Origin of the sequence: Reyranella sp., assembly GCF_044224635.1 — a bacterium.
Classification (GTDB): domain Bacteria; phylum Pseudomonadota; class Alphaproteobacteria; order Reyranellales; family Reyranellaceae; genus Reyranella.
Genome location: NZ_JBGAKA010000007.1, coordinates 92,336 through 117,060 on the forward strand (window position 1 = coordinate 92,336; position 24,725 = coordinate 117,060).

Below are 24,725 nucleotides of genomic sequence, written 5' to 3' on the forward strand. Positions count from 1 at the left end.
TGGGGGAAGCTGTCTTGCAGGCTCGGGGAGCGAGGCCTAAAGTGACTCTTTCTACAAGAATTCGGAGGGGAAGCCATGTTCACCGGGTCGCTCGTCGCGCTCATCACCCCGTTCAGCAAGGGTGCCGTGGACGAAAAAGGCTTCGAGAAGTTCGTCGCTTGGCAGATCAAGGAGGGCACCGATGGCCTCGTGCCGTGTGGCACGACCGGTGAATCGCCCACGCTGAGCACCGAGGAGCACAAGCGGGTGATCGACATCTGCATTGCGACCGCCAAGGGCACCGGTGTGCCGGTCATTGCCGGTACCGGCTCGAACTCGACCGAGGAAGCGATCGAGCTCACCCGGCATGCCAAGAAGGCTGGCGCCGATGCCGCCATGCTGGTCGTGCCGTACTACAACAAACCGACCCAGGAAGGCCTGTTCCAGCACTTCAAGGCAGTGGCCGAGGCGGTCGACATTCCGATCCTGCTCTACAACGTGCCGCCGCGCACCGGCGGCGACATGCAGGTCGATACGGTCGTGCGCCTCTCGCAGGTCCGCAACATCATCGGCATCAAGGACGCGAGCTACGATATGGCGCGCCCGACCCTCACCAGGCTTCGGGCCAAGAAGGGCTTCCTGCAGCTCTCCGGCGAGGACGCGAGCGCGGTCGGTTTCCTGGCCCAGGGCGGCGACGGCTGCATCTCGGTGACCGCCAATGTCGCGCCGCGCCTGTGCGGCGACATGCACGATGCGTGGAAGAAGCGCGATCTCGACAAGGTGTTCGAGATCCAGGACCGCCTGATGCCGCTGCACAAGGCGCTGTTCATCGAAACCAGCCCGGCGCCGGTCAAGTACGGCGCCGAGCTGCTGGGCCAGGCGAGCGCCGAGCTGCGTCTGCCGTTGGTGCAATGCACCGACGCCACCAAGAAGCAGGTGCGCGACGCCATGGTGCATGCCGGGCTGCTCAACTAGGCCGGTTCAAGCACGCGAATTCAACAGGGGCGTATTCTTGGCGAAGGGACCGGACCTGGGCCGCAACGTGGTGGCCCAGAACCGCAAGGCGCGGCACAACTACTTCATCGACGAGACCTTCGAGGCCGGGTTGGCGCTGACCGGCACCGAGGTCAAGTCGCTGCGCGGCGGGCGCTCGACGATTGCCGAATCCTACATCACGGAGCAGGGCGGCGAGGCGTGGCTGGTCAACGCGCACATTCCCGAATATGCCGCCGGCAACCGCTTCAATCACGAGCCGCGGCGGCCGCGCAAGCTGCTGCTGCACAGGCAGCAGATCAACAAGCTGATCGGCGCCATCCAGCGCGAAGGCCGCACCGTCGTGCCGCTGCAGGTCTATTTCAATCCGCGCGGCCGCGCCAAGATCGAGATCGCCCTGGTCACCGGCAAGCAGGCGCACGACAAGCGCCAGGCGATCAAGGATCGCGACTGGCAGCGCCAGCGCGCGCGGCTGCTGAGCCGGCGGTAGTGTTGCTCGTTTGCGTCATCCTCCTCCCCAGCTTCGCTGGGGAGGTGTCCGCGTCTTCGCGGACGGAGGGGTCATGAGCGTCAATGGTGGTGCTCATGACCCCTCCGTCGCCGTAAGACGGCGACACCTCCCCAGCAGCGCTGGGGAGGAGGATGATCCACGGTCCGGAAGAACATGATCTCGAAACGATGACTTCAACCAGACCTCCCGCCCATGCTGCTCAGTGAAGAACAGACCCTGATCCGCGACACCGCGCGCGCCTTCGCGCAGGACAAGGTGGCGCCGCATGTCCGTGACTGGGAGGCGGCCGGCGAGATCCCGCGTGCGCTGCTGACCGAGATGGGCCAGCTGGGTTTTCTCGGCATGTGCGTGCCCGTCGAGTGGGGCGGCGCCGGCGCCGACATGGTGTCGTACGTGCTGGCGCTCGAGGAGATCGCCGCTGCCGACGGCGGCCTGTCGACGGTGATGAGCGTCAACAATTCGCCGGACTGCGCCGCGTTGCTGGCCTACGGCTCGCCCGAGCAAAAGGAGCGGTGGCTGAAGCCCCTGGCCAGGGGTGAGATGCTGGGCGCCTTCTGCCTCACCGAGCCGCATGCCGGGTCGGATGCCTCCAACCTCAAGACCCGGGCGGAACGCCGCGGCAATGGCTGGGTGTTGAACGGCGTCAAGCAATTCATCACGTCAGGCCGGACGGCCGACGTCGCCCTGGTGTTCGCCGTCAGCGATCCTGCCGTCCCGAAGCGCGGCATCTCCTGCTTCATCGTGCCGACCCGGACGCCGGGATATCGCGTCGCCTCGGTCGAGAAGAAGCTCGGTCAGAAATCGTCCGACACCTGCCAGATCGCCTTCGAGGGGTGTGAAGTCGGGGCCGATGCCCTGCTGGGCAGTGAGGGGGAGGGCTATCGCATCGCGCTAGCGAATCTGGAGGCCGGCCGGATCGGAATCGCCGCCCAGGCTGTAGGTATGGCACGGGCCGCCTTCGAGGCTGCGCGGACCTATGCCAACGACCGCGAGGCGTTCGGGACCAAGATCGTCAACCATCAGGCCGTGCAATTCCGGCTGGCCGACATGGCCACCCGGATCGCCGTGGCCCGCCAGATGGTGCTGCATGCGGCAACTTTGCGCGATGCCGGCCGTCCCTGCCTCACGGAGGCCGCAATGGCCAAGCTATATGCGTCGGAGATGGCCGAGGAGGTGTGCTCGGCTGCAATTCAGGTCCACGGCGGCTACGGCTACGTGTCGGACTACCTGGTGGAGAAGATCTGGCGTGATGCTCGGGTTTGCCAGATCTACGAGGGAACCAGCGACGTTCAGCGCATCCTGATCGGCCGGGGATTGGCAACATTGTAGCGTCCGCCTTTCCCTTGTTCCCGCGCCGGGGCCGTGCAAAACTCACCCGGACTGAATAGGGCCGCACAAGCGGCTTTGGGGCTTGGGGGAGCCGGGCGACGGATGGTCGGTCGTGCGCCGTAAATTCTGTGCCGTTGTCGGCGTTGCCGCAGCGATTCTGCTGACGATGCAGGTTGCCGTGGCGGGGGACAAGGACAAGCCCCTTGAGAAGAACGTCGATGCCGCCCCGATTGCCAAGCGACTGCTGCCCATGCAGACCGCCTTCAATCCGGCCCTGCCGGGGTCCGGCGAGGCCGTACGGGTTTTCGCCCGGACCGTGAAGCAGATGTCGGGCGGGGGGCTCGCGATCAAGATCGTCGAGCCCGGGCGAATTGCCCCGACCGCCGACATGCTCGATGCCATCATCAATGGCGACCTCGAGGCGGCGTTTACCTGGTCGGGCTATGCCGCCAGCAAGGCGCCCGTGTTCGGCGTGTTCGGGACCGTTCCGTTCGGTCCCGGGCCGGAGGACATGACGTCGTGGATGCTCGAGGGGGATGGCAGCCGCATCCATCGCGACGCCTACGACAAGCTCGGCGTCGCCGGCATTCCCTGCGGCATCCAGGGCGCCAAGGGCGGCGGCTGGTTCCGCGGCGATGTCAACGCCGTGGCCGATCTCAAGGGTCTGCGGCTGCGCTATGGGCGCTTCTCCGGCGAGGTGATGACCCGGCTCGGCGCGACCGTGGTGCCCCTGCCGCCCGGCGAGTTCTTCTACAAGCTGCAGCAGGGAACGGTGGACGGCGGCGAGATGTCGACGCCGGCGATCGATGCCGCGCTCGGCTTCGACAAGCTCGGCTTGCCCTATTACATGCCCGGCTGGCAGCAGCCGTCGGCGCTGCTCGATTTCCTGATGCGCAAGGACAAGTGGGAGGCGATGCCGGCCACCTTGCGCGTGCAGATCGAGACTGCCTGCCGCGCCAACATCGCCTGGATGCTCAGCCGCTCGCCGCACATGCAGGCGCTGGCGATCGACAAGCTGCGCGAATCGGGGGTCGTCATTCGGCAATGGTCGCCCGAGTTGATGAAGGCGTTCCGTGCCAAGTCCGACATCGTGCTGAAGGAGCAGGCCGACCGCGATGCGGACTTCGCCGCGGCCCTCGCCAACCAGCGCGGCTTCATCAGCCAGAACGTCGGCTGGCGGACACTCTCGCGGCTGCCGTGAATTCCCTCCTCCCCAGCTTCGCTTAGCGAAGCTGGGGAGGTGTCCGCGTAATCGCGGACGGAGGGGTCAAGAGCGTCAGCGGTGGTGCCCATGACCCCTCTGTCGCCGTAAGACGCCGACACCTCCCCACTTCGTGGGGAGGGGGAGAAGAGTACCTTGCACGTCCCCGCGCGGCCGGGCAGTTTGGCCCGGCATGACCATCCTTTCCTCAGCTGTCGATACCCGTTCCGACACCTTCAAGCGCAACGCCGAGACCATGCGTGGCCTGGTCGAGGATTTGCGCCGCCGCACTTCTGAAGTTCGGCTGGGGGGCGGTGAAGAATCGCGCAAGCGGCATGTTGCGCGTGGCAAGCTGCTGCCGCGGGAGCGGGTACGGGCGCTGCTCGATCCGGGATCGCCGTTCCTCGAGCTGTCGCCGCTGGCGGCCCTCGACATGTACGACAACGAGGCCCCCGGCTCGGGCGTGATCACCGGGGTCGGCCGGGTGAGCGGCGTCGAATGCGTGATCGTGTGCAACGACGCCACGGTGAAGGGCGGCACCTACTATCCGATGACGGTCAAGAAGCATCTCCGAGCCCAGGACGTGGCGATGGAGAACCGGCTGCCCTGCATCTACCTCGTCGATTCCGGTGGTGCCAACCTGCCGCAATGGCCGGAAGTGTTCCCCGACAAGACCCATTTCGGCCGCATCTTCTACAACCAGGCCAATATGTCGGCGCAGGGCATCCCACAGATCGCCGTCGTGATGGGGTCATGCACGGCAGGCGGCGCCTATGTGCCGGCGATGAGCGACGAGACCATCATCGTGCGCAAGCAGGGCACCATCTTCCTCGCCGGGCCGCCGCTGGTGAAAGCCGCGATCGGCGAGATCGTCAGCGCCGAGGATCTGGGCGGCGCCGACGTCCATGCCCGTACCTCCGGCGTCGCCGATCACTACGCCCAGAACGACAGCCACGCGCTCGGCATGGCACGACGCATCGTCGCCAACTTGAACTGGAAAAAGCAGCCCTCGGCGTCGCTGCTCAAGCCGCGCGAGCCGAAATACGCCGCCGAGGAGCTCTACGGCGTGGTGCCCTCCGACAATCGCATCCCCTTCGACATGCGCGAGGTGATCGCTCGCCTGGTCGACGGCAGCGAGCTCGACGAGTTCAAGCATCTCTACGGCACGACGATCGTCACCGGCTTCGCCCGCATCTGGGGCTATCCGGTCGGCGTGGTTGCCAACAACGGCATCCTGTTCAACGAATCGGCGCTCAAGGCTGCGCACTTCATCGAGCTGTGCGGCCAGCGCGGCATTCCTCTGCTGTTCCTGCAGAATATCACGGGCTTCATGGTCGGGCGCAAGTACGAGGCCGGCGGCATCGCCCGCGACGGTGCCAAGATGGTGACCGCGGTGTCGACGGTGAACGTGCCCAAATTCACCGTGATCGTCGGCGGCAGCTACGGCGCCGGCAACTACGGCATGTGCGGCCGCGCCTATGGCCCGCGCTTCCTGTGGATGTGGCCGAGTGCGCGCATCTCGGTGATGGGCGGCGAGCAGGCGGCGAGCGTGCTCGCCACGGTGCGCCGCGACAACATCGAGGGGCGCGGCGGCACCTGGTCGAAGGAGGACGAGGAGGCGTTCAAGCAGCCGATCCGCGAGGCCTATGATCGCGAGGGGCATCCGTACTACGCCACGGCGCGCATCTGGGATGACGGCATCCTCGATCCGGTCGACACGCGCATGGCGTTGGCGTTGGGCCTATCGGCGGCGATGAACCAGCCGATCGGCGCGACCAAGTTCGGCGTCTTCCGGATGTGATCGGACGATGACAGCTCTCGTGAAGACGGCGGTCGCGGCGGGTATTGCGACCCTGACCCTGAACCGGCCGAAGGAGATGAACGCCTTCGACGGCGATACCGCGCGGTCGATCATCGAGGCAGTCGAAGCCTTCGCTGCCGATGACGGCGTGCGCGTCATGGTGCTGGCCGCGGAAGGCAGATCCTTCTCGGCCGGCGGCGACTTCAACTGGGTGCTGACCTGGCCCGGGCTCGACGCGATCACCCGCCGGGTCGGCGCCGATTTGATGATGGGCGCCGTGCAGGCGGTCTACGATTTCCCCAAGCCGTCGATCGCGCGTGTGCACGGCGTGGCGGTGGGCGGCGGCGTCGGCCTGATGCTGGCCTGCGACTTCGCCATCGCCGCGTCCTCTGCTCGTTTCGGGCTGACGTCGGCGCGCAACGGCCTGCTGGCGGGGATCGCGATCCCGGTGCTGATCCAGGCGGTCGGCCCGCGGGTGGCGCGCCAGCTGCTGATGCATGGCGGCCTGTTCGACTCGGCGACGGCGCTGCGGCTGGGCCTCGTCGACCAGGTCGTCGCGGCAGACGAGCTCGACCATGCCATTGCCACGCTGGCCGGCGAGCTCAAGCTCAGCGCGCCCTCAGTGCAGACCCTGGTGAAAAGCCTGATCACCGCCGTCGATGCCGTGCCGCACGATGCGGAGGCGGCCGGTTTCCTGGGCGAGCACGTCGCAGTTCAATGCACGACGGACGAGGCGATCGAAGGCATGAAGGCGTTCCTGGACAAGCGCAAGCCGAGGTGGGCGGTCTGATGTTCTCCAAGATTCTGATCGCCAATCGCGGCGAGATCGCCTGCCGGGTCATCAAGACGGCGCGGCGCCTGGGCATCAAGACGGTGGCCGTCTATTCCGATGCCGACCGCAGCGCGCGCCACGTCGCGATGGCGGACGAGGCGGTCCATATCGGCCCGTCGCCGGCGCGCGACAGCTACCTGGTGGGCGACCGCCTGATCGAGGCTGCCCGCCGCACCGGCGCCGAGGCGATCCATCCGGGATACGGCTTCCTGTCGGAGAATCCCGGCTTCGCCGAGGCCTGCGGCAAGGCGGGCATCGTGTTCATCGGCCCGCCGCCCGCAGCGATCCATGCCATGGGCTCCAAGAGCGAGGCCAAGAAGATCATGGAGAAGGCCCGGGTGCCGCTGGTGCCGGGCTATCACGGCGACGACCAGTCGGCCGACCTTCTGGCGCGCGAGGCGGATCGGATCGGCTATCCGGTGCTGATCAAGGCGTCGGCCGGCGGCGGCGGCAAGGGCATGCGCGTGGTCGAGAACCCGGCGAAGTTCGCCGATGCGCTGGCGGGCGCCAAGCGCGAGGCCAAGGCGTCGTTCGCCGACGACCACGTGCTGGTCGAGAAATACCTGACGCGACCGCGCCATATCGAGATCCAGGTCTTCGCCGACAGCCACGGCAACTGCGTCTACCTGTTCGAGCGCGACTGCTCGATCCAGCGGCGCCATCAGAAGGTGATCGAGGAGGCGCCGGCGCCGGCCATGGACCCGGCGCGCCGCAAGGCGATGGGCGAGGCGGCCGTCGCGGCAGCCAAGGCGATCGGCTACCAGGGCGCCGGCACCGTCGAGTTCATCGCCAACCAGGACGGCACCTTCTACTTCATGGAGATGAACACCCGGCTGCAGGTCGAGCATCCGGTCACCGAGGCCATCACCGGCCAGGACCTGGTCGAATGGCAGCTGATCGTTGCGGCGGGCGGCGCAATGCCGCTCACCCAGGGCCAGCTCCGGATCGACGGCCATGCCGTCGAGGTCCGCCTCTACGCCGAGGATCCGGCGCGCAACTTCCTGCCGTCGACCGGCACCCTGGTCCATCTCCGGCTGCCGGAGGAGGGGCCGCACGTGCGCGTCGACACCGGCGTGCGCCAGGGCGATACGGTCACGCCGTTCTACGATCCGATGATCGCCAAGGTGATCGTGCACGATCGCGACCGTGCCTCGGCGTTGCGCCGCATGGCGGCCCTGATGGGCGAGACCGAGGTGGTCGGGGTGACCACCAACGCGGCGCTCCTCAAGGCGCTGTGCGCGCATCCGGCTTTCGTCGGCGGCGAGGTCGACACGGGTTTTATCGAGCGCCATCGCGACTCGCTGTTCGCGAAGCTCCAGCCCGCCGACGACCGCGCGCTTGCCGTCGCGACCCTGGCGCGCCTGGTCGAATGGCAGGAGGCCACAGCTGTCGCCGCGCGGGCGTCCGGCGATCCGTGGTCGCCGTGGACCCGGCAGAACGCCTTTCGGCTGCTCGACGAAGGCCACGACGAGGTGCGCTGGAAGGACGGCGAGCGCGAGGCTGCGGTGATCGCCCGGCGCCAGCGGGCCGGCGGCGTGCGGCTCGAGCTGCCGCATGGGGCGCTCGACGCCGAGGTGCGGCGGCTGGAGGAAGACCGTCTCGCCATCCGCCTGGGCGACGACACGTTCACCGCCTCCGTGGTGCGCCGCCAGACCAGCGACGGCGTCGACTATACGGTGTTTGCCGACGGCGCCAGCCGGCGGCTGCGCCTCGTCGATCCGCTCGACGTGACGCAGTACGAGGCCGCTGCCTCGGGCGAGGCCGCCGTGCGCGCGCCCCTGCCCGGCAAGATCATCGACCTGCGCGTCAAGGTCGGCGACAGCGTGAGCAAGGGCCAGCCCCTCCTCGTACTCGAGGCGATGAAGATGGAGCACACGCTCGCCGCGCCGATGGACGGCAAGGTCAAGGCCCTGCGCTACGCTGTCGGCGAGCAGGTCGCCGAGGGCGCCGAGCTGGTCGAGTTCGAGGACGAGGGCTGACGATCATCCTCCTCCCCAGCAGAGCTCTGTCGCACTACACATTTTCTCCCCTCCCTGCGCGAAGCGCGGGGAGGTGCCCCGAAGGGGGCGGAGGGGTCAAGAGCCTCAGTCGAAGCGTCTGTTCATTTCAATGTGCGCGTGTGTTGCCCATGACCCCTCCGTCCGCGATGACGCGGACACCTCCCCAGCTGGGGAGGCGGATGAAGGGTCAGCGCGTCACCACCTTGCGATAGAGGTGCCACGTGGCGTGGCCCAGGATCGGCAGCACGATGGCGAGCCCGACGAGCAGCGGGATTGTGCCGATCACCAGGCCGGCGGCGATGATCAGCCCCCATACCGCCATCGGCAGCGGGTTCTGCACGACGGCGCGGACCGACGTCTGGATCGCGGTGGCGACGCCGATATCGCGGTCGAGCAGCAGCGGGAACGACACCACGCTGATCACCAGCACCCCCAGCGCGAACAGGAAGCCGAGGCCGACGCCGACGGCGATCATCGTCCAGCCTTGCGGCGTGGTGACGGCGTCGCGGGCGAATGCCAGGGCTGAGACCGGCGCGTCGGGGCCGAGCGTCACCGTGTAGAGCAGGTTCGCCGCAAACAGCCAGAGCGCGAACAGGGCGAGCAGCAGGGAGCCCAGCACGGCGATCGAGCCCAGCGCCGGCGAGCGCAGCACGCCGAATACGTCGGTCCAGCCTGTCTCGATGCCGCGCTCGCGGCGGCGGCTGATCTCGTAGAGACCGACGCCGAACAACGGCGCGATCAGCGCGAAGCCGGAGACCAGCGGGAAGATCAGCGGCAGCAGGCCGTAGTCGAAGGCGATCCGCGCCATGATCAGGCCGGCGACCGGATAGATGAGGCAGAGGAAAATGACGTCGGTCCGGCACGCCTCGAAATCGCGCGCCCCCTGGACCAGCGAGTCGCGCAGGTCGGCGAGGCCGATCCGGCGCACGACGGGCGGCGCGGTATCGCGCGCCTCCCAGGTGCCCTCCATCGATTGCGCCGCCGAGCCCATGGCGTGACCAGCCTGCTTCAGCTGGTCCCAGCTCCATTCGACGGGATTGCGGATGTGGTCATGCGTGGCCATGCTTGCCTCCTTGCGAACCGTTGTTCCAAGGTCGCAGGCCCGACGTGCCACGACGCCCCAAGCGGTCGCCGGTCACGAGGAGCTGCGAACCACCACGCCGACAGTATACGCCTCGGCGGTGGGGAAGTCTCGTTGTCGGAATCCAGGAGACACCTTCCCGGAACGGGCCATTGGATTGGGCTACCGGGATTTGCCATGACGGCGTGCGTTGCGCAGTATCGCGGCGAGCGGCGAGAGACCGCGCAGGGACACTTTGGGAAGGAAACACATAATGAGATTTACCCGGCGCCATGCCTTGCGCCTTGCCGGAGCTGGCGCAGCCACGCTTGCGCCGACCGCTGCCGTCGAGGCGCAGGACGCCTTAGACAACGTGAAGATCCTGGTCGGGTTCCCGCCCGGCGGCACGGCCGATGTGGTTGCGCGTCAGTTGTCGGACAAGCTGGTGCCGGGTTATGCGCGCGCCGTGATCGTCGACAACCGGCCCGGTGCGGCGGGGCGCATCGCCATCGACGTGCTCAAGGGCTCGCCGCCCGACGGCCGCACCATGCTGGTGACGCCGGCTTCGACGATGACGGTCTACCCGCACGTCTATCGCCAGCTGTCGTACAACCCGGCCGACATCACGCCGGTCACCGTGGCGAGCACGTTCGTGCACGGCTTCGCAGTCGGGCCGATGGTGCCGGAGAGCATCACCAACCTGGCGCAGTTCGCCGACTGGGCGCGGGCCAATCCGGGCAAGGCCAATTGCGGCAATCCGGGCGAGGGCTCGCTGCCGCACTTTCTCACCATCCTGCTGGCCAAGGCGCTCAACGCGCCGATCCAGGCGGTGCCGTACCGCGGCGGCGCGCCGGCGCTGGCCGACATGGCGGCCGGCCAGATCGCCTCGCTGCTGCTACCCGACGGCGCCTTCCTGGCGTTCAGCCAGGACAATCGCGCGCGCGTGCTGGCGACCAGCGGGACCAGCGCGTCGCCGTTCTATCCCAAGGTGCCGACCTTCGCCGAGCAGGGCGTCAAGGACATCGTCGTGACCGAATGGTTCGGCATGTTCATGCCGCCCGCGACTCCGCCGACGCTCGTCGAGCACGCCGCGCAGGCGATCGGCAAGGCCCTGGTCGCCAAGGACGTCGCCGAGATCTTCGCCAAGTCCGGCATGGTGCCGACGCCGACCACGCCGGCCGAACTCGCCAAGATGATCAAAGCAGAGACCGAATACTGGGGCCCGCTCATCAAGTCGACCGGCTTCAAGCCGATCGAGTGACAAACACCAACCTCATCCTGAGGAAGCCGCGCAGCGGCCGTCTCCGAAGGATGGCGCCAACGACAGCCTCTGTTGCCCGTCCTTCGAGACGCCACGCTACGCGGCTCCTCAGGATGACGGCATAGGGTCGGGCGAGACTGCCTATCGCCTCCGCAGGTTCAGCAGCCCGTATAGCAGCAGGGCGCCGAAGGTGGCCGTGCCGATGCCGGCCATCGAGAAGCTGCTGCCGAACGACAGCGTGAAGTCGCCGGCGCCGAGCATCAGGGTGATGCCGGCGACCATCATGTTGCGGCTGTCGGTGAAATCGATGCGGTTATCGACCCAGATGCGCACGCCGGCGATGGCGATCAGGCCGAAGATGACGATGCTGACACCGCCCATCACCGGCAGCGGGATGGTGTGGATCAGAGCGCCGAACTTGGGCGAGAAGCCGAGCAGGATGGCGAATAGCGCCGCCACCACGAACAGCACGGTCGAGTAGACCCGTGTGGCTGCCATGACGCCGATATTCTCGGCGTAGGTGGTGACGCCGGTGCCGCCGACCGCGGCCGACGCTACGGTGGCGAGGCCGTCGCCGACGAAGGCCCGGCCGATAAAGGCGTCCATGCGGCGTCCGGTCATCGCGCCGACCGCCTTCAGGTGGCCGAGATTCTCGGCGACCAGGATCGCCGCCACCGGCAGGATGAGAAAGATCGCCCGCCCCTCGAACCTGGGCGCCGTGAGGTGGGGCACGCCGAACCAGGCCGCGTTGCCGATCAGGTTGGCATCGATCGGTGGCCCCCAGCCCAGACCGTTGGTCAGCACGGCATAGACGAGGCTGGCGACGATGAGGCCCACCAGGATCAGGAGCCGCTGCAGCATTCCCGACGTGAACACGGCGATGAGGCCGATCGACAGGAACGTCATGGCCTGTACCCAGGCGTCGAAGCTCGTCGAGGCCATGGTCTTGACCGGCACCGGCGCGAGGTTGAGCCCGATCGTCGCCACGATCGATCCGGTCACCACCGGTGGCATCAGGCGCTCGACCCAGCCGGTGCCGGTTGCCATGACGATGAAGCCGATCAGCGCATAGACCGCGCCGCACACGATGATGCCGCCCAGCGCCACGTCGATCGAGGCATTGGGCCCGTGGCCGACATAGCCAGTCGCGGCCGCGACGGCAGCGATGAAGGAGAAGGAGGAACTGAGATAGCTCGGCACCTTGCCGCCGACAGCGACAAAGAAGATCAAGGTGCCGACGCCGCTCATCAGGATGGCGACGTTGGGATCGAAACCCATCAGAAGGGGCCCCAGCACCGTGCCGCCGAACATCGCCAGCACGTGCTGGACGCCGAGCAGCAGCGTCTGCGGCCACGGCAGGCGTTCGTCCGGCGCGACGACAACGCCATCGGCCGGCTGCCTTACGGTCCAGGCGAGCATACCCCTCATGCTCTTCCGCAGCGCTGTGCCAGTGTTTGCGGGGGCAGAGGGATCATCGCTGCGGCGGCGCCACTCCCATGGCGCTCATCGGATGTGTGATCGACGAGGAAGAGCGCCCCGAAAGTGGCGCGCTCCCGGCGCTGAGGTTCCTGAGGGCGGAGCGGCCCCCTGCTGCCGCAGCTTCAATGCGCGTGGCCATACGAATGCCCGTGCGCGTGTGCCCGTGCGCGTGCCCCATGTGCTGCCGCCTTGGCCTTGAGCTGCCCATCACCTCGTGCAGAAAGGCGCCGCCCGGCCCGAACTGCTGCCAGTTGCGCTGCAGGGCCGCGAGTTCCTCGGCCGGCCGCTCCTTCATCTCCTCGGCACAGGCGCGCGAGCCGATGATCTCGGCGCCGGCCAGCAACTGGTTGCCGAACGGGTGGTCGCCGTTGGAATGGGTGTTGACCAGCCGGCCGGCCGCCTTGGCGGCTGGCGGCGCGCATGCCGGCCAGCATTTCGGCCGTCAAGGAAAGATCGAACAGGGTATCGATCAAGAGGCTCTCGAGCCCGTCGGTGACCAGCCCGGCATTGCTCCAGCCCCAGCCGCCGTCGGGCTGCAGCCAGGCGAAGCAGCCGTTGCCGAGATCGTGCAGACCCTTGCTGTAGTGCCACTTGGTCATGACGCGCTCTCGTCCCCGAGGTTGGAGGAGATCGGCCGGAGGAAATCGACCAACAAATCGCGTCGAGCGTAGCGGGCATCCCGGCCCGCGCAATCCCCACGGAACCTTATCCGGTCCACCGCATTTGAATACTCACCGGCGCGCCCCCAAACGCCGGCCCCGCCCCGGGAACATCATCCCCCGCTTCAGCACACCCGGGGCGGGTTGGGGGACCGCCCGTCCGGGCGGTTTTTCGTTTGGCAGGGCAGCGTAGCTCGGCTAGTCCGTCCCCGTCTGCAGGGAGCGGAGCGTTCGAGATGGCGAAATATTTCGCGAAGTTTGCCAAGGGCCGGCCGTACGTCATCGACGTCGACGGCAAGGATGTGCCGGGCGCGGTGGTCAAGCGACTCAATTTTCCCATGGGCCCGGTGGATGTCGTCGAAGGCCGAAAGTGGGGACCCGACCATCGCCCACCGACCGTCGATATCGAGGTGAACGGCGCGGTTGTCCGCGCCGTCCCCGTCCGGTCGACGAAGCAATCTTGAGCCTCGTCGGCTCGCCTCCCTACCTCGAATGCGTCCTACCAGCGGTTGGAGGGCGCCGTCGCGGCACCGATGGCGGCGCCGCCGAGGCCGCCCACCACCGCGCCCGCCACCGGGTTGCCGGCCGCCGCGCCGACCAGCGCACCGCCGCCGGCGCCGATCGCGCCACCCGTCAGCGCACGGTCGACTGGCCGGTCGCCACACGCCGCTGTCGCCGTCGCCAGCGCGGCAAGGACAGCGAGGGTCATCGTCGTGCGCAGCATGATCTTTGTCTCCTTCGTGCGGTTGTGCAGCGACAACGTAACGATGACGCGACGGTTGCTTGCCGTGCGCCATGGGAGCTCGGCGCGGCGTGATCGATCTGGGGCGTGGTTTCCAGTCGAGGTCCATCGACCCTCCCTGAAGGGGGCGTCCGTGAGCTCATCGGCCGTGCGATCGCTGATCTGCAGTCGCGATGAGTTCGTCGGTGTCGAGATTGCCTGTCTGCAGTCGCCGGTCATATAGTCCTTCGTCGCTGTTGCTCCGCCGGATCGGCCGCGTTCTTCAAGGCTCGATTCCAGGAGGCCATGCATGACCGTCGCGGCGTTTCCCATTGGTTTGGACGTCAGGGTCAATTCGACGATCAACGGCACGCAGACCTATCCGGCCGTCGCTGCCCTGGCCGGCGGCGGCTTCGTCGTGACCTGGACATCGGCAACCACCAGCGGCGTCGCCGGCAACGAGATCTACGGCCAGCGCTACGATTCGTCGGGCGTCCGGCAGGGCGCGGAATTCACGGTAAACAGCACCTTCACCGGCTCGCAGGCGCTCTCCTCGGTGACGGCACTCGCCGACGGCGGCTTCCTCGTCACCTGGCAGAGCGACCAGAATGGGGCCTTCGATATCTATGCACGTCGCTACAACGCCTCGGGTGTGGCGACCGCTCCTGAGTTCCTGGTCAATGCCTCGCACCAGACCGGCGATCAGATCTTCGCCTCTGCCGTCGGACTGACCAATGGCGGCTTCGTCATCATGTGGGCATCGCCCGGTGCAGGCTACGACATTTTCGGCCAGCGTTACGGCTCCACGGGTGTTGCTGTAGGCGGCGAATTTCCGGTTTTTGACTCCCGGCCCGGTGACCAACTCTACCCATCTATCGCAGCGCTGACAGATGGCGGCTTCGCCGTTACGTTTACGACGCCCAACGCGACTACTGCGTTGGACATTGGTGTCAGTGAGTATGAACCGAATGGGATTGCATCGGGTGTAGATTTCGCCAACCCCAATACTGCCGGCGATCAGGACTATTCGTCCGTCGCGACGCTGAAAGATGGCAACTACGTTGTCGTGTGGTCGTCAAACGGCGAGGACGGCAGCGATACGGGAGTTTTTGGGCAGGTCTACAGCGGAAATGTCCTTGTCGGGTCAACGTTCAGGGCCAACAACACGACGAGCGGCGACCAGACTTATCCCTCCGTCGCGGCCTTGAACGACGGTGGCTACCTGGTGACGTGGTCATCGCTGGGGCAGGACGGCAGCGGCTGGGGCGTGTACGGCCGGCGCTACGACGCGGTCGGTAACGCGCTCGGTAGCGAGTTCAGGATCAACGCGACGACCGCTGGCAACCAGATCGCTCAGTCGCTCATCGGCTCGCAGGATGTGGCGACCCTGGGCGACGGGCACATCGTGCAGGTGTGGTCCGGGACGGGCACCGAGGAAGTGTTCTTCCGGCTGATCAATACCAGGGGCGTGATCACGACCGACGATGCCTACGTGGTCCTGGCCGGCGGTCAAGTCCCGGCTACCCAACCGATCGGCCTGCTGTCGAACGACGAAACGCCGCCGGGATCGTTGGTCAACATCGACAGCTTCTCCTCCGGCCGCTTCGTCGCCTCCGGAGCGGACGGGACGTTCAACTACGCGTCCGGCAACTTCAAGGGCATCGACGACGTCCAATACGGCATCCTCCTGCCGGACGGCACGTCCACGACCGCCCATGTCAAGATCTACGTCGTCCCTGTCAACGCCGGGCCCACGTCGACGACGCTCGACCTCGTCGGGCTGACGGCGGGCGAGCAGATCGCGGCGACCTACCTCGCCTTCTTCGGACGCGGCGCCGACGATGGCGGCTTCGATTTCTGGGTCAACCAGTTCAACGCCAACAAGGCGACGCAGGGTCCGGCTGCCCTGTTCACCAACATCGCGAGCTCGTTCGGCATCAGCAGCGAGGCTAAGGCGCTCTATCCCTTCCTTGCCAGTCCGTCCGGCGCGACCGACGCGCAGATCTCGTCCTTTCTCACCAGCGTCTACGACAACCTGTTCAACCGCGCCTCAGATACGGGCGGGCTTGCCTACTGGACCGGGCAGATCAAGGCCGCCCTGCAGTCCGGCAAGTTCGTCGGCTCGGTGCTGGTCGACATCATGAGCGGCGCCCAGGACACGGCGACAGGCAAGGACATCACGACGCTGATGTCGAAGGTCGCCGTGTCGATCCACTACGTCGACGGTCAGAGGGAGCTGAACACCAGCTGGACGGCGGCCGACGACCTGGCCGAGGCGAGGGCGCTGGTCGACGCCGTCACCAGCGATGCGTCGACGATCCTGGTCGGCCTCGCGACGGCCGACCGCCTGGTCGCTGCCGACGCGATATAGGTTGCTCGGTTGCCTCAGCACCGTGCTTTCATCCTGGGTCCGCTCGACTGGCGCACAGGTGAGAGGGTGATCGCGGCCATCGTCTTCACGGGCTTCATGGGGGTGCTGCTGATCGTGCGCCGCCGGCGCAATGTCCTCACCGTGGGGCTGGGCGTGGCGTGCCTCGTAGTCTGCGCATTCCTGGTGTGGGATCATTTGGAATGGCTGCAGGGGTGACGAAACGTCAGGGAATGAGCATCTCATTTCCCGAGTTGAGCGGCTCGTCGACATCGTTGTCGACGTCCGCCGGCTGCGTCCTTGCATCCCTGCGTCCCGCTCGGCTCGACGGGCGGTATGGCGAGAGGTCGCTTGCCAAGCCGCGGCGGCACCGCTAAATGCTGCCGCCTGCCCGCTTGGGGGATAGTTTAACGGTAGAACAACCGGCTCTGACCCGGTTAGTCTAGGTTCGAATCCTGGTCCCCCAGCCAACCTGCCCCGGCGGCGCTGTCCCCTGGGCTGGCGTCCGTGGACCGCGTTCCCGCCAATTCGCCATTGCCGGTTCGCGGCCCGGCTGTCGCCGGTTCTTGCACTGGCTGCCGCTGATCCATGCACAGGTCGCAAGTGGGATTGTCGTCCAGCGAAGGGCTCGCCGCGGATCGTAACCTCGGTTACCATTCGGCGAAGGAAAAGAGTAAGCGAATGGCCGGGGAACCCATCAAGGGAGGCTGGCACAGCGGTCGGTTCGCGCACACTTTTGCCGCCATCGATCTCGGCACCAACAACTGCCGGCTTCTGGTGGCGCGGGCGTCGGTCGACGGCTATCAGGTCATCGATGCCTATTCCCGGCCGGTCCGGCTGGGCGAAGGGGTGGCGCTGAGCGGCGCGCTGTGCGGCGATGCGATCGAGCGCACGCTGCATGCGCTGTCCGTCTGCGCCGGCAAGATCGAGCGCAATCGTGTCACCATGGCCCGTCACATCGCCACCGAAGCCTGCCGCCGCGCCTGCAACGGCGAGGATTTCCTCGCCGTCGTGAAGGAGCGCACCGGCCTCTGCTTCGAGGTCATCGACCCCGCCGAGGAGGCGCGGCTGGCGCTGGCGAGCTGCGAGAACCTGCTCGACGCCGAGATCCCGTTCGGCCTGCTGATCGACATCGGCGGCGGCTCGACCGAGGTGAGCTGGGTCCGCGTCTCCCGCCGCGACGACCGGCTGGGCGGCGTCGCCACCGAGATCCTCGACATGACCTCGGTGCCGTGGGGCGTCGTGACGCTCACGGAGTCGTGCGTAAAAGGCCTGCCGCGCGAGCAGCCGCCGACGCGCGCCTGCTACGACGACATGATGGAGCGCATCCGTGCCGACCTGCGGCCGTTCTGCCGCAAGCACCAGATCGGCGGCGCGATCGCCCGCGGCGAGGTCCAGATGATCGGTGCCTCGGGCACGGTGACGACGGTTAGCGCCCATCATCTCGGCCTCAAGCGCTACAACCGCGTGCTGGTCGACGGCTCGTGCATCGGCCACGATTCGATCCTGCGTATCTGCGACCAGCTCTCCGTCAAGTCGGTCGCCGAGCTCACCGAGGTGCCGTGCATCGGCAACGACCGGGCCGACCTCGCCCTGGCTGGCGGCGCCATTCTCGAAGCGGTATGCCGCCAGTGGCCGGCGCCGATGGTGCGCGTCGCCGACCGCGGCCTGCGCGAGGGCGTGCTGATGGAGCTGATGCGCCGAGCCGATCGCGAGGCCGACCCGTTCCGTCACCCGGGGCACTGAAGCACCATGGCGAAGGGCAAGGGAGGCAACCGGTCGGGATCGAGCGTACCGACCGGGCGGCAAGCCACGGTGCGGGTCAAGACCGCGCGCGGCCGCACCGTCTCCTCGCAGCGCTGGCTGCAGCGCCAGCTCAACGACCCCTACGTCGCCGAGGCGAAGAAGCGCGGCTACCGCGCGCGCGCCGCCTTCAAGCTCCTGCAGCTCGACGACCGGTTCCGCTTTCTCAAGCCCGGCGGCCGCATCGTCGATCTCGGCGCCGCGCCGGGCGGCTGGACCCAGGTCGCGGTCGAGCGGGCGAAGCCGGGCAAGGGTGGTGGCGTGGTGGTCGGCATCGACCTCACGCCGGTCGAGCCGATCGCCGGTGCCACCGTGCTGGCCAAGGATTTCTATGACGACGACGCGCCGGCGGTGCTGACCGAGCTGCTCGGCGGGCCGGCCGATGCCGTGTTGAGCGACATGGCGGCCGCGGCGACCGGCGACACCCAGGTCGATCACCTGCGCATCATGGCGCTCGCCGAGACCGCGCACGACTTCGCCCGCCAGGTCCTGAAGCCCGGCGGCACCTTCGTCGCCAAGGTCCTGCAGGGCGGGACGGAGCGCACCTTGCTCGACCAGCTCAAGCGCGACTTCGCCAAGGTGCGGCATGTCAAGCCGCAGGCCAGCCGTGCCGACTCGGCGGAGATGTATGTCGTGGCGACGGGGTTTAGGGGCGGGCCGGCCTGACCCATTTTCATCTTCCTCTCCCTCGCTAGGCCCTCGCCAGGAGAAGAGAAGAATGAGGAAGAGACAGGAAAGGTCCTTCCCTGCGCTCGCCATGACAGCAATATTGTTGCTCCGAGCGCGTCGAGGGACATTTCCTGTCGTGTGATTGCGACGCTTGGCTCGGCCGCGCCAGTGTGTATAAAGGCTCGCCAACCCGGCGGCCCTCTCCGAGAGGTGGGGCCGCTTTTTATTTATCTCCAGTCTGGAGGTTGGCATATGCAGTTTCAGGAAGCGCTCACCTTCGATGACGTCCTCCTGAAGCCGGCCGCCTCGTCCGTGCTCCCAGGGCAGACCGACACCCGAACCCGGCTGACCCGTACCATCGATCTCCGCATCCCCCTGATGTCGGCGGCGATGGATACCGTCACCGAGGCGGCAATGGCGATTGCCATGGCGCAGGCCGGCGGCATCGGCGTCATCCACAAGAACCTCGATCCCGAGGCGCAGGCCAACGAGGTCCGCAAGGTCAAGAAGTTCGAATCCGGCATGGTGGTCAACCCGCTGACCATCCAGCCCGGGCAGACGCTGGCTGATGCGCTGGCGCTGATGTCGACCAACCAGATCTCCGGCATCCCGGTGGTCGAGGGCAACGGCAAGCTGGTCGGCATCCTCACCAACCGCGACGTCCGGTTCGCCACCGACACCAGCATGCCGGTGAGCACGTTGATGACCAAGGAGCGGCTGATCACGGTGCGCGAGGGCGTCAGCACCGACGAGGCCAAGAAGCTCCTGCACCAGTACAGAATCGAGAAGCTGCTGGTGGTCGACGCCGAATACCGCTGCATCGGCCTGATCACGGTGAAGGACATCGAGAAGGCCAACAAATTCCCCGGCGCCAGCAAGGACGAGAAGGGCCGCCTGCGCGCTGCTGCCGCGACCGGCGTCGGCGAGGCCGACATGCGGCGTGCCCAGCTGCTGATCGAGGCCGATGTCGACGTCATCGTCGTCGACACCGCGCACGGCCACTCCAGGGGCGTCATCGAGGCGGTGAAGCGGGTCAAGAAGCTCAGCAACTACGCCCAGGTGATGGCCGGCAACGTGGCGACTCGCGAGGGCGCGCAGGCGCTGATCGACGCCGGCGCCGACGCCGTCAAGATCGGCATCGGTCCCGGCTCGATCTGCACCACCCGCATGGTGGCGGGCGTCGGCGTGCCGCAATTCACCGCCATCTCCGAGGCCGCCGAGGCGTGCCACGCCGCCGGCATCCCGGCGATCGGCGACGGCGGCATCAAGTACTCGGGCGATCTCGCCAAGGCGATCGCCGCCGGCGCCGACTGCGCCATGATCGGCTCGCTGCTCGCCGGCACCGACGAGGCGCCCGGCGAGGTGCTGCTCTACCAGGGCCGCTCCTACAAGTCTTACCGCGGCATGGGCTCGATCGGCGCCATGGCGCGCGGCTCGGCCGACCGCTACTTCCAGCAGGAAGTCGCCAACACGCTGAAGCTGGTGCCCGAGGGCATCGAGGGCCGCGTCCCGTACAAGGGGCCCGTGGGCAACATCATCCACCAGCTGGTCGGCGGCCTGCGCGCGGCGATGGGTTACACCGGCAACGCTACCATCAAGGAGATGCAGACCAACTGCCAGCTCCTGCGCATCACCGGCTCGGGCCTGCGCGAGAGTCACGTCCACGACGTCGAGATCATGCGCGAGGCGCCGAACTACCGGCAGGGAATGTAGCACCTTCACGGCCTGGCCCCGCAGCCGTCGGAGCCGATAGAACGACCCTGCTTTTTTGCGTTCGGTGCGTTCGGTGCGGCCGGAGCCTTTTGAATCAAGGGCTTGGCCGACCGCAAGCGACCGCTCGGCAGGGTCCGTTGCGGTCGGCGCAGCGGTCTTGCGGTCGGGGTCGTGCCGACGCGCACCCGTCCGCGTTCAAGAATGCACAGCGATTTCCCAATATCAGAACCGACGAGAAGCGTGAGAAAGCCCGCAGAACAAGGCTTTTGCGACTGTCCAGCGGTCCCGAGCAGGGAATCGGAACAGGGAATTTGAATCACCGGATCAGGGACCCTCGAACACGGTTCAGGGATCGTCGTGCACGGAGCAGGGACCGAAAAGCACCGCAGCAGGCAAGGCGACAGCCACGCGCGCGAAAACCCGCCGGTGATCCGGAAGGCAAGACGAGAGCGGTGCGACCGACGGACGGTCATGGATGGCACGCGAGCGAGACGGGCCCTGAAGTCGCCTGGCGCGCACCGTGCTGGTTGCAGAGTGCCGCCGCCAGACCGTGCAATCGATTGCACTCATGCTCATCTGGACCGCGGGCATCTTGCCCGCTCATGATTGTGAGGGGGCAAGATGCCCGCGGTCCAGGAAGGCTTGGACGAGCAATCATGACTTTCACGGTAGACTGATCGCGCCGGAAGTCGTTTGCCGTTGGCCGACTTGGCTTCGGTTTGCAGCCACGAGCGTGTGCACTTGATTGCACGCTCCGTCGTGTACATCACCAGGTTATCCTGAAGCCGGCTCGGATCTGGTGGTTGTCGGTGCCTCCGCCCAGCTCGCCGTCGTAGCTGACGAACAGCGAGGTGCGATCGGCGATATTGGTGGCGGCGGAGAAGCCGATCAGCGCGCTGTCGCGCGTCGGTGTGGCGCCCCACACGGTGAATTGTGGACCGGGGTTGGCGGCGAAGGCCGCCGTCATCGGCCGCGCCGTGTCGGCGAACTCGTGCATCCAGCCCAGCCGCAGGCCGATGTCGAGTGGCCGGCTGCCGCCAAGATCGAAGCTCGCGGCGAAGTCGGCGCCGAGAGTCGTGCGCACTGACGTGGTGGTCTGCTGAGCGACCGAGAGATTGAACGGGCTGCTGCCGCTCTCGCTGAAGGCGGCTTGTGTGCTTGAGCCGATCTGCAGGCGAGCGAACGGGCTGATCGAGGTCTTCGACGGCCGGTCGAGCGCGAAGCGGTAGCCGGTCTCGACCTGACCGAGGAACTGGCTGGCATTGGTGTTGCCACTGGCGATCCCGGCCGGCAGGCCGGGGATCGCCAGGTAACGCTGCATGCGGTTGCTGGCGTTGGCGTAGCCCGCCAGCGCATCGGCGTAGAATCCGCCCTGCGTGAAGGATCCGTAGAGCGCGACGCTCAACGAATCAGTGTAGCCGTTGCCGGCGAAGCCGTTGACCCACTGCGTGCCGCCGGCATAGCCGCCGGAAATGCCGACGAAGAAGCGCGGGTCGAGGCGGTAGTCGATGCCGAATGCCGCGCCGCCCAGCGTGTAGGTGAGGCCAGCGGCATTGGCATCGCCCAGCACGCTGCCGGTGCTGCCAATACCGCTCAGCCAGGCGGAGAGTCGGGGAAGCGCAACCGTGCTGGCATCGCAGGTCTCGCCGCAGGCTTCGGCAAGCGCCACGCTCGGCGAACCGGCTGTGTCGGTGCCGCGGTTCACCGCCATCTGTCGCCCCACCGCGTTCATGAAGAGCTGGCTCGCCCGGATATTCACCGTGCCGAAATCTGCATAGGGTTGGCCGCTCAGCGCCTGCAGCGCCGCGGAGCCTTGTGCCGGCTGCAGGTTGGCCATCGACGTTACCAGGCCGCCAATGCTGCCGCCGGCCGCGGCGGCATCGAGCGCACCGCCGACTGCCTGCTGGTTCACCGTCTGGCCGGCCGAGCGGAAGGCGTTGGGCGCCAGCGCCAGGGTGACGTAGACGTGCTCGCGATCGAGCGAGACCGTGGGCGTCAGGAAGCCGACGCCGCCCGCGATGGTGTCGAACGTGACGGTGCCGCCATCCTGCGTCGTGATGATCGTGTACTTGGTATTGGGCGCGTACGTGCCGGCCTCCGGCACGATCAGCAGCGTGCCGGCGTTGATCGTCACCTTGTGTCCCGCGCCGATCACGTTGACGCGGTCACTGTCGCCTCTGGCATTGACCTCGACCTCGTACCTGCCGCCGTTGAAGGTGAAGTTGCCGTTCACCGTGAGATGGCCGATCGAGTTGCCGGGCTTGATGGTGCCGCCGTTGTTGGTGATGTCGCCGGTGATGTTTCCGACACCGCTCAAGGTGCCGTCCTTGTTGAGCGTGACGTTGCTGGTGAGGTGCCCGTTCACCGCAAGGCCTCCGGCATTGATCGTCGTGCCGCCGCCGACGCTGCTGCTGCCGGCAAGATTGAGCGTGCCGGTGCCGTTCTTGGTAAGCGTGCCGCCGCCGGTCATGCTGCCGGCATAGGTACCATTGAAGCCCTGGTCGAAGATCACGGCGGCGTTGTTGGCGATGGCGCCCTGCAGGCTGCGACTGGTGCCCTGCAAGCTGCCGGCGGCGACGGTAGTGCCGGTGCTGTAGCTGTTGTCCCCGCTCAAGGTCAGCGTGCCGGCGCCGGTCTTCAGCACGCTGCCGATACCGGTGATGGTGGCCGCGAAGGTGCCGTTGCTCGCCTGGTCGAAGGTGACCGAGCGGGCGACCGGGTTCTGTGCGTTGCTGTCGAAGACGATGTTGCCCTGCAGGGTCGCGCTGTTGCCCTGTACCGTGCCGCCGTTCTGGATGATGGTGCCGGTGAAGCCGCTGCTGCCGGCGAGCACGAGCGTGCCGGCGCCGACCTTGGCGAGCTGCTCGCCCGCGAGGCTGCCGCCCAACGTGAGGGTCTGGCCACCGTCGACCTGAAACGTGCCGCCGCCGTTCAGCAGCGTGATCGGCCGCGTCGTCGTGAAGGTTCCCGACGCCCACAGGCTGCCGCCGGCGTACAGGGTGACGCTGGTGCCCGCCGCGCCGAGCTTGTCGTCGGAGGAGACCTGCAGCGCGCCCTTGGCCACGAACGTGCCGCCCGCCCAGGTGTTGGTCTGGCCCGACAGCGTGAGCACGCCGTCGCCGTCCTTGATGAACTGGCCGGGCCCGCCGATGTTGCCGGCCCAGGTGATCGGATTGTTGAACACCGAGATGGCCCCGCCGTTGGCGGTCAGGGTGATGGGCCGCGTCATGACGAGACCCGCCACGGCATCCCCGGTCGTTCCGAGTGCGCCGCCGTTCAGGGTGATCAGCGTGCCCGCCGCGCCGAGATTGGCGTCGGTCGTGAACAGCACCGCGCCGCCGTTGACCAGCGTGCCACCGGCGTAGCTGTTGCTGCCGGCGAGCGTCAGCATCCCGCCGGCGTTCTTGGTCAGCAAACCGCTGCCCGACATGACTCCGGCATAGGTGCCATTGCCCGCCTGGCCGAACACCACGTTGGCATTGTTCAGGATGTTGCCCTGCAGGCTCGTGGTCGTGCCCTGCAGGATGCCGCCGTTGACGACGGTGCCGCCGCCGTAGGTGTTGGCGCCGGAGAGCGTCAGCGTGCCCGCGCCCTCCTTGGAGAGGATGCCGGTGGTGCCCGACATGATGCCGGCATAGGTGCCGTTGCCCGACTGGTCGAACACGACGTTGGCGTTGTTCACGATATTGCCCTGCAGGCTCGCGGTGGTGCCGCGCAGAACGCCGCCATCGACGACGGTGCCGCCCTCGTAGCTGTTGTTGCCAGCGAGCGTCAGCGTGCCGTCGCCTTTCTTGACGAGCTGGCCGCCGCCCGACATCTCGCCGGCATAGGTGCCGTTGAAGCCCTGGTCGAAGACGACGATGGTCGCGTTCATGATCGTGCCCTGCAAGCTCGTGCTGGTGCCCTGCAGGGTGCCGCCATAGACGAAGGTGCCGCCGGTATAGCTGTTGGCCCCAGTCAGAATCGTCGTGCCGTCGGCGGACTTCTGCACTTGCCAGCTGCCGACATTGGCGCCGGTGCCGCTGGCGCCTTTCTCGTCGACGATGGCGTCGCTGATCGTCTGCGTGAACCGCGCCCCGGTGATCGCAGGAGTGATGGTCCACGGATCGCCCGGGACCAGATTCAAAATCCCGTAGCCTCCCAGGAAAATTCCCGAACCGATGCCCTGACCGGCGTGGCCCGCGGTCGTGCCGCTGCCGCCCGAGCCGCCGGAGACGCTGCCGCCGGCAACGTTCAACGCGTGGCTCAGCGTCAACCCCCCGCCGGGCGCGACGAAGATGCCGCTGCCCAGTCCTGCGCCGCCACCCCCGCCGGCGCCGCTCTCGCCGCTGACGGACCCACCGTTG

At 67.2% G+C, this 24,725-nt stretch carries 19 protein-coding genes and 1 tRNA gene; 15 read left to right on the forward strand and 5 right to left on the reverse strand.

Going from position 1 to position 24,725, the window contains the following annotated elements; translation table 11 throughout:
• Positions 1-75 precede the first annotated feature (75 nt).
• From dapA to ACILR9_RS09025, 7 genes are all read left to right on the forward strand, one after another.
• Complete coding sequence (gene dapA / locus ACILR9_RS08995; RefSeq protein ID WP_395709572.1) at positions 76-954, forward strand: 4-hydroxy-tetrahydrodipicolinate synthase; 879 nt, start codon at positions 76-78, stop codon at positions 952-954.
• Positions 955-991: 37 nt separating this feature from the next.
• Positions 992-1,462, forward strand: a complete 471-nt coding sequence (gene smpB / locus ACILR9_RS09000) for an SsrA-binding protein SmpB (RefSeq protein WP_395709573.1) — start codon at positions 992-994, stop codon at positions 1,460-1,462.
• A gap of 213 nt (positions 1,463-1,675) precedes the next feature.
• Positions 1,676-2,812 carry an acyl-CoA dehydrogenase family protein gene (locus tag ACILR9_RS09005; protein ID WP_395709574.1) on the forward strand — a complete coding sequence of 379 codons (1,137 nt, stop codon included), beginning with the start codon at positions 1,676-1,678 and terminating at the stop codon, positions 2,810-2,812.
• Positions 2,813-2,924: 112 nt separating this feature from the next.
• Positions 2,925-4,013, forward strand: a complete 1,089-nt coding sequence (locus ACILR9_RS09010) for a TRAP transporter substrate-binding protein (RefSeq protein ID WP_395709575.1) — start codon at positions 2,925-2,927, stop codon at positions 4,011-4,013.
• Between the two features lie 193 nt (positions 4,014-4,206).
• Positions 4,207-5,814, forward strand: a complete 1,608-nt coding sequence (locus ACILR9_RS09015) for a carboxyl transferase domain-containing protein (protein ID WP_395709576.1) — start codon at positions 4,207-4,209, stop codon at positions 5,812-5,814.
• A gap of 7 nt (positions 5,815-5,821) precedes the next feature.
• Entirely contained in the window at positions 5,822-6,604 is a 783-nt protein-coding gene (locus ACILR9_RS09020; protein WP_395709577.1) for an enoyl-CoA hydratase-related protein, read from the forward strand.
• Positions 6,604-8,625, forward strand: coding sequence for an acetyl/propionyl/methylcrotonyl-CoA carboxylase subunit alpha (locus ACILR9_RS09025; protein ID WP_395709578.1), 2,022 nt, complete (start codon positions 6,604-6,606; stop codon positions 8,623-8,625). The genes ACILR9_RS09020 and ACILR9_RS09025 overlap by 1 nt, the downstream gene beginning before the upstream one ends.
• A gap of 208 nt (positions 8,626-8,833) precedes the next feature.
• Here the strand turns inward: ACILR9_RS09025 and ACILR9_RS09030 are convergent, their stop codons facing one another.
• Positions 8,834-9,637: a DUF2189 domain-containing protein gene (locus ACILR9_RS09030; protein ID WP_395709687.1), complete on the reverse strand. Its 804-nt coding sequence runs from the start codon at positions 9,635-9,637 to the stop codon at positions 8,834-8,836.
• 343 nt (positions 9,638-9,980) lie between these two features.
• On the opposite strand from ACILR9_RS09030, the gene ACILR9_RS09035 reads away from it, so the two are divergent.
• Positions 9,981-10,967 carry a tripartite tricarboxylate transporter substrate-binding protein gene (locus tag ACILR9_RS09035; protein ID WP_395709579.1) on the forward strand — a complete coding sequence of 329 codons (987 nt, stop codon included), beginning with the start codon at positions 9,981-9,983 and terminating at the stop codon, positions 10,965-10,967.
• A gap of 141 nt (positions 10,968-11,108) precedes the next feature.
• Here the strand turns inward: ACILR9_RS09035 and ACILR9_RS09040 are convergent, their stop codons facing one another.
• Together ACILR9_RS09040 and ACILR9_RS09045 are read right to left on the reverse strand one after the other, a co-directional pair.
• Entirely contained in the window at positions 11,109-12,386 is a 1,278-nt protein-coding gene (locus ACILR9_RS09040) for a solute carrier family 23 protein (RefSeq protein ID WP_395709580.1), read from the reverse strand.
• Between the two features lie 182 nt (positions 12,387-12,568).
• Complete coding sequence (locus tag ACILR9_RS09045; RefSeq protein WP_395709581.1) at positions 12,569-13,045, reverse strand: hypothetical protein; 477 nt, start codon at positions 13,043-13,045, stop codon at positions 12,569-12,571.
• A gap of 296 nt (positions 13,046-13,341) precedes the next feature.
• Between ACILR9_RS09045 and ACILR9_RS09050 the strand changes: the two genes are divergently transcribed.
• Entirely contained in the window at positions 13,342-13,569 is a 228-nt protein-coding gene (locus ACILR9_RS09050) for a hypothetical protein (RefSeq protein ID WP_395709582.1), read from the forward strand.
• A 35-nt stretch (positions 13,570-13,604) separates the two neighbouring features.
• Here the strand turns inward: ACILR9_RS09050 and ACILR9_RS09055 are convergent, their stop codons facing one another.
• Positions 13,605-13,829, reverse strand: coding sequence for a hypothetical protein (locus tag ACILR9_RS09055; protein ID WP_395709583.1), 225 nt, complete (start codon positions 13,827-13,829; stop codon positions 13,605-13,607).
• Between the two features lie 307 nt (positions 13,830-14,136).
• Here ACILR9_RS09055 and ACILR9_RS09060 point away from each other — a divergent pair, with 307 nt between their 5' ends.
• The 6 genes from ACILR9_RS09060 (at position 14,137) to guaB (ending at position 20,379) form a co-directional block, all read left to right on the forward strand.
• Positions 14,137-16,197 carry a DUF4214 domain-containing protein gene (locus ACILR9_RS09060; RefSeq protein ID WP_395709584.1) on the forward strand — a complete coding sequence of 687 codons (2,061 nt, stop codon included), beginning with the start codon at positions 14,137-14,139 and terminating at the stop codon, positions 16,195-16,197.
• A 66-nt stretch (positions 16,198-16,263) separates the two neighbouring features.
• Positions 16,264-16,413 (forward strand): hypothetical protein, encoded by a 150-nt coding sequence (locus tag ACILR9_RS09065; protein ID WP_395709585.1) that lies wholly within the window; start codon positions 16,264-16,266, stop codon positions 16,411-16,413.
• Between the two features lie 177 nt (positions 16,414-16,590).
• Positions 16,591-16,664, forward strand: a tRNA-Gln gene (locus ACILR9_RS09070).
• Between the two features lie 211 nt (positions 16,665-16,875).
• Positions 16,876-17,940, forward strand: coding sequence for a Ppx/GppA phosphatase family protein (locus ACILR9_RS09075; protein ID WP_395709586.1), 1,065 nt, complete (start codon positions 16,876-16,878; stop codon positions 17,938-17,940).
• Positions 17,941-17,946: 6 nt separating this feature from the next.
• A complete protein-coding gene (locus ACILR9_RS09080; protein ID WP_395709587.1) occupies positions 17,947-18,663 on the forward strand; it encodes an RlmE family RNA methyltransferase in 717 nt (238 codons plus the stop codon).
• A 255-nt stretch (positions 18,664-18,918) separates the two neighbouring features.
• Entirely contained in the window at positions 18,919-20,379 is a 1,461-nt protein-coding gene (guaB, locus tag ACILR9_RS09085; protein WP_395709588.1) for an IMP dehydrogenase, read from the forward strand.
• A 766-nt stretch (positions 20,380-21,145) separates the two neighbouring features.
• On the opposite strand, the gene ACILR9_RS09090 is transcribed toward guaB, so the two are convergent.
• Complete coding sequence (locus tag ACILR9_RS09090) at positions 21,146-24,616, reverse strand: autotransporter domain-containing protein (RefSeq protein WP_395709589.1); 3,471 nt, start codon at positions 24,614-24,616, stop codon at positions 21,146-21,148.
• Between the last annotated feature and the right edge of the window lie 109 nt (positions 24,617-24,725).

What these genes read in the sequence shown, in the direction of transcription:
- dapA (WP_395709572.1), top strand. Translation starts at nt 76, where the DNA reads ATGTTCACCGGGTCGCTCGTCGCGCTCATCACCCCGTTCAGCAAGGGT.
- ACILR9_RS09005 (WP_395709574.1), top strand. Translation starts at nt 1,676, where the DNA reads ATGCTGCTCAGTGAAGAACAGACCCTGATCCGCGACACCGCGCGCGCC.
- ACILR9_RS09015 (WP_395709576.1), top strand. Translation starts at nt 4,207, where the DNA reads ATGACCATCCTTTCCTCAGCTGTCGATACCCGTTCCGACACCTTCAAG.
- ACILR9_RS09020 (WP_395709577.1), top strand. Translation starts at nt 5,822, where the DNA reads ATGACAGCTCTCGTGAAGACGGCGGTCGCGGCGGGTATTGCGACCCTG.
- ACILR9_RS09025 (WP_395709578.1), top strand. Translation starts at nt 6,604, where the DNA reads ATGTTCTCCAAGATTCTGATCGCCAATCGCGGCGAGATCGCCTGCCGG.
- ACILR9_RS09030 (WP_395709687.1), bottom strand. Translation starts at nt 9,637, where the DNA reads ATGGGCTCGGCGGCGCAATCGATGGAGGGCACCTGGGAGGCGCGCGAT.
- ACILR9_RS09035 (WP_395709579.1), top strand. Translation starts at nt 9,981, where the DNA reads ATGAGATTTACCCGGCGCCATGCCTTGCGCCTTGCCGGAGCTGGCGCA.
- ACILR9_RS09040 (WP_395709580.1), bottom strand. Translation starts at nt 12,386, where the DNA reads ATGCTCGCCTGGACCGTAAGGCAGCCGGCCGATGGCGTTGTCGTCGCG.
- ACILR9_RS09045 (WP_395709581.1), bottom strand. Translation starts at nt 13,045, where the DNA reads ATGACCAAGTGGCACTACAGCAAGGGTCTGCACGATCTCGGCAACGGC.
- ACILR9_RS09050 (WP_395709582.1), top strand. Translation starts at nt 13,342, where the DNA reads ATGGCGAAATATTTCGCGAAGTTTGCCAAGGGCCGGCCGTACGTCATC.
- ACILR9_RS09055 (WP_395709583.1), bottom strand. Translation starts at nt 13,829, where the DNA reads ATGCTGCGCACGACGATGACCCTCGCTGTCCTTGCCGCGCTGGCGACG.
- ACILR9_RS09060 (WP_395709584.1), top strand. Translation starts at nt 14,137, where the DNA reads ATGACCGTCGCGGCGTTTCCCATTGGTTTGGACGTCAGGGTCAATTCG.
- ACILR9_RS09075 (WP_395709586.1), top strand. Translation starts at nt 16,876, where the DNA reads ATGGCCGGGGAACCCATCAAGGGAGGCTGGCACAGCGGTCGGTTCGCG.
- ACILR9_RS09080 (WP_395709587.1), top strand. Translation starts at nt 17,947, where the DNA reads ATGGCGAAGGGCAAGGGAGGCAACCGGTCGGGATCGAGCGTACCGACC.
- guaB (WP_395709588.1), top strand. Translation starts at nt 18,919, where the DNA reads ATGCAGTTTCAGGAAGCGCTCACCTTCGATGACGTCCTCCTGAAGCCG.